The following is a 3,496-nucleotide window of genomic DNA, read 5'->3' as shown; positions in this document are numbered from 1 at the left end:
ACGTGACGCACACGTACCTGGACCGGGGCGAGTTCCCGGTGCATGTGCAGACCACCTGGGGTGCGGACTTCTCGGTCGACGGCTCGGGCTGGGAGCCGGTCCCGGACACCGTGACGGTCGCCGGCCCGGCGACGAGGATCACGGTGCGCGAGGCCCGGGCCGTCCTGGTCAACGACTGACGACCTCAACGACTGACGACGCCACCGCGAAGCACGCCCGCACACCTGACATCTGTCATGCCGAGCACGTGACATCCACCTTGGGATCCGAGCCATGCGCGACGTACCGTGAGAGGAGGTCAACTACCCACCGGAGGCCCGAATGCTCACCCCACGCCACGCCATCACCGCCGGCCTCGCGCTCGTCGTGCTCGCGGTCGTCCTCATGACGGGTGGGCACGGGTTCTGGATCATCTTCCCGGTGCTGTGGTTCGCCGGCCACGGCCGGTGCGGTCGCTCCCGCCGCTACGACCGCTACGCAGGGCCGCGTTCGGACCGTCACGAGCCGGCGCCCTCCAACGAGCCGGCTGCACCCGACCCGACGCACGACCGGCACGAGGCGTTCCCGGGCTCCCGCTGACGCGGGCACCAGTCGCGTCGGTCATGATGACCTCGTGACCGACCTGCCCAGCGCCGACGACCTGCTCGCCACCGCGCAGGTCGTATCGATCCCGATGCGCGTGCGCTTCCGGGGGATCGACCGGCGCGAGGCGCTGCTCTTCGAGGGGCCGCAGGGCTGGGGGGAGTTCGCGCCGTTCCCCGAGTACGACGACGCCGAGGCGGCCCGCTGGCTCGCCGCGGGCATCGACTGGGCGTATGCCGTTCAGCCGGCCGCCGCTCGCGACGTGGTCCCCGTCAACGCGACCGTCCCCGCCGTCGGACCGGATCTCGTCGCAGAGGTGCTGGCCCGGTTCGACGGGTGCACGACGGCCAAGGTCAAGGTCGCCGAGGCGGGGCAGACCCTCGCCGACGACGTCGACCGGGTGGCAGCCACCCGGGATGCGATGGGGGCGAGCGGCCGCATCCGGGTCGACGCGAACGGCCGATGGGACCTCGATACGGCCACGGACGCGCTCGGGAGGCTGGCGGCATACGGACTGGAGTACGCCGAACAGCCCTGCGCCACGGTCGAACAGCTCGCACAGCTCCGTACGGCCTTGGCGCGCCGGGGCATCGACGTGCGCATCGCCGCCGACGAGTCGATCCGCAAGGCCGTCGACCCACTGCGCGTGGCGCGGCTCGGTGCCGCCGACGTCGTCGTCGTCAAGGTCGCTCCGCTCGGCGGGGTGGCCTCGGCGCTCGAGGTCGTCGCGGACTGCGGGCTGCCTGCGGTCGTCTCGTCCGCGCTCGACACGAGCGTCGGGATCGCGGCCGGCGTCGCGCTCGCCGCTGCGCTGCCGTCGCTCGAGTTCGCCTGTGGGCTGGGCACGGTCGGCTTCTTCGCCGGCGATGTCACCGGCGCGAGCATGCGTCCGTCCGCGGGGGTGCTTGCCGTCCGGCGTCCCCGGGTGAGTACGGACCGACTCGCGGCGCTGGCCGCCCCGTCCGACAGAGTGCAGTGGTGGCGCGACCGGTTGGTGCGCTGCGCCGCGGTGCTCGAGGAGCCGCTGTCGTGATCCAGGCATGCCTCAACGGGAACAGGCGACCGGGGGTGCACCCCCGGCTCCCGGTGACCCCGGCGCAGCTCGCGGACGCGACACTGTCGTCGGCGGCCGCGGGTGCCTCGATGGTGCATGTTCACCCGCGCAACGAGCGGGGTCTCGAGACCCTTGACCCGCATCAGGTCGTGGCGGCGGTCGGCGCGATCCGGGAACGGGCACCCGGCATCCGGGTCTCCGTGACGACGAGGGACGGAATCGCAGACACGAGCCACGAGAAGCTCGCCCTCGTCCAAGCCTGGCCGGGTCCCGAGCTGGGCGGGCCCGACTGCGCGAGCGTCAACTGGCACGAGGACGGTGCCGCCGACCTGGCCCGGACCCTCGTGACGAAGGGGATCACGATCGAGGCCGGCATCTGGACCCCGCAGGCCGCGACCCGGTTCGTCGCGACCCACTGGCCCTGGCGGGTCGAGCGCATCCTCGTCGAGGCACTGCCCGGGATCAGCCGCGGCTCGACCGGGAGGTGGGCCGTCGAGCGGATCCTCGCCGCGCTCGGGATGCTGCCCGCGCAGGTGCTCGTCCATGGGGAGGGCCCATGGACGTGGCCGGTGCTGCGCTGGGCACGTGCCGCCGGCTACGCCACCCGCATCGGGCTCGAGGACACCCTGGCCATGCCGTCCGGCCACGAGGCCTACGACAACGCCGCGCTCGTCGAGGCAGCCCGGCAGGAGGTAGGCGGGGCGGCGACGTGGCCGCTGCGCCGACCGACCTGATCGAGAGTGCACTTCTCCTGATCGAGCGTGCACCCCTCCCGATCGAGAGTGCACCCCTCCCGATCGAGAGTGCACTTCTCCGCATCGAGAGTGCACTTCTCCGCATCGAGAGTGCACTTCTCCCGATCGAGAGTGCACTTCTCCGCATCGAGAGTGCACTTCTCTCGATCTAGCGTCTCCGCTCACAGAGGCAGCGTCGTGGCGAGCCGTCGCAGGTGGGCGGCCTCGGCCCGTCGCCCCTCGCGTGGCACCGGCACCTCGACGACCTTGAGGCCCGCCTGCGGCTCTCGCAACGCTTCCGCGAGACGCTCGAGCTCGGTCACCCGCTCGTATGCCGTGTGCCGGGCTCTGCAGAGCACCTCGATGTCCGTGCCGTGCGGGGTCGCGAAGACCCGCTCGAAGGCAGCGGCATACCGCCGGTCGCCCTGCTCGAGGGTCGCGAAGATCGACCCGCCGTCGTCGCTGACCACGACGATCGTCAGGGACGGACGACGGTCCCCTCGGGGGATCAGCAACCCGTTCGAGTCGTGGATGAAGGTCAGGTCGCCCATGAGGGCGAGCGACCGGGTGGCTCCGGCTCGGCCCAGGGCGACCCCGACCGCGGTCGATGTCGTCCCGTCGATGCCGGCGAGCCCGCGGTTGCCCACGACGAAGCGGTGCTCCCGCGGGGTCCAGGGCTCGGCCATGACGTCGAGGTCACGGACCGGGCTTGACGAGCCGACCACGAGCGTCGTCGCGGGTCCGACCGCGTCGGCCACGACGCGGGCTGTGGTCAGTCCGGTCGGGCGGGTCGGGTCCTGCTCCTCGTCGATCCGCGCAGCGAGCCGCGCGTCGGCCTGCTTCCAGCCCGCGAACCACCCGGACGTGTCGGCGGCTGCCGCGGTCGGGACCACCTCGAGGTGGCGGGCGACCCGACCCGGATCGGTCGCTAACCCGGACCTGTCGCGCACGGACAGGACCTCTGGCCCGGGATCGCTGATCAGGCCGATCACCGGACGGGAGAGAGTCGGGTGCCCCACGACGATGACCCGTTCGATGCCGTCGCGCAGCCTCGTCGCGAGCAGCAGCCGGTAGGTGCGCAGTGCCTGCCGTCCGGTGCGGGCCCCGGCCGTCGGATCGGCCCGCA

The 3,496-nt window shown here is 72.4% G+C and carries 3 protein-coding genes and 1 pseudogene; 3 read left to right on the top strand and 1 reads right to left on the bottom strand.

The features are described 5' to 3' along the window. The first annotated feature begins 321 nt into the window (after nucleotides 1–321). Genes L0H79_RS21445 through L0H79_RS21435 form a run of 3 tightly spaced genes read left to right on the top strand, consistent with a single transcriptional unit; the run spans nucleotide 322 to nucleotide 2,370 of the window. The gene (locus tag L0H79_RS21445; RefSeq protein ID WP_301486754.1) at nucleotides 322–579 is read left to right on the top strand and encodes a hypothetical protein; all 258 of its coding nucleotides are present in this window, start codon (nucleotides 322–324) and stop codon (nucleotides 577–579) included. Nucleotides 580–613: 34 nt separating this feature from the next. Beyond that, nucleotides 614–1,615 carry an o-succinylbenzoate synthase gene (locus L0H79_RS21440; protein ID WP_301486753.1) on the top strand — a complete coding sequence of 334 codons (1,002 nt, stop codon included), beginning with the start codon at nucleotides 614–616 and terminating at the stop codon, nucleotides 1,613–1,615. Next, nucleotides 1,612–2,370, top strand: coding sequence for a 3-keto-5-aminohexanoate cleavage protein (locus L0H79_RS21435; RefSeq protein ID WP_301486752.1), 759 nt, complete (start codon nucleotides 1,612–1,614; stop codon nucleotides 2,368–2,370). The genes L0H79_RS21440 and L0H79_RS21435 overlap by 4 nt, the downstream gene beginning before the upstream one ends. A gap of 182 nt (nucleotides 2,371–2,552) precedes the next feature. On the opposite strand, the pseudogene L0H79_RS21430 reads toward L0H79_RS21435, so the two are convergent. Next, nucleotides 2,553–3,496, bottom strand: a pseudogene (locus L0H79_RS21430) (2-succinyl-5-enolpyruvyl-6-hydroxy-3-cyclohexene-1-carboxylic-acid synthase); the annotation flags it as partial.

Source organism: Intrasporangium sp., assembly GCF_030452765.1.
Taxonomy (GTDB): domain Bacteria; phylum Actinomycetota; class Actinomycetes; order Actinomycetales; family Dermatophilaceae; genus Intrasporangium_A.
This window is presented reverse-complemented; position numbering and strand designations above follow the sequence as displayed.

Bases quoted from the DNA above. Each gene is read 5' to 3' on its own strand.
- L0H79_RS21445 (WP_301486754.1), top strand. From the start codon at position 322: ATGCTCACCCCACGCCACGCCATCACCGCCGGCCTCGCGCTCGTCGTG.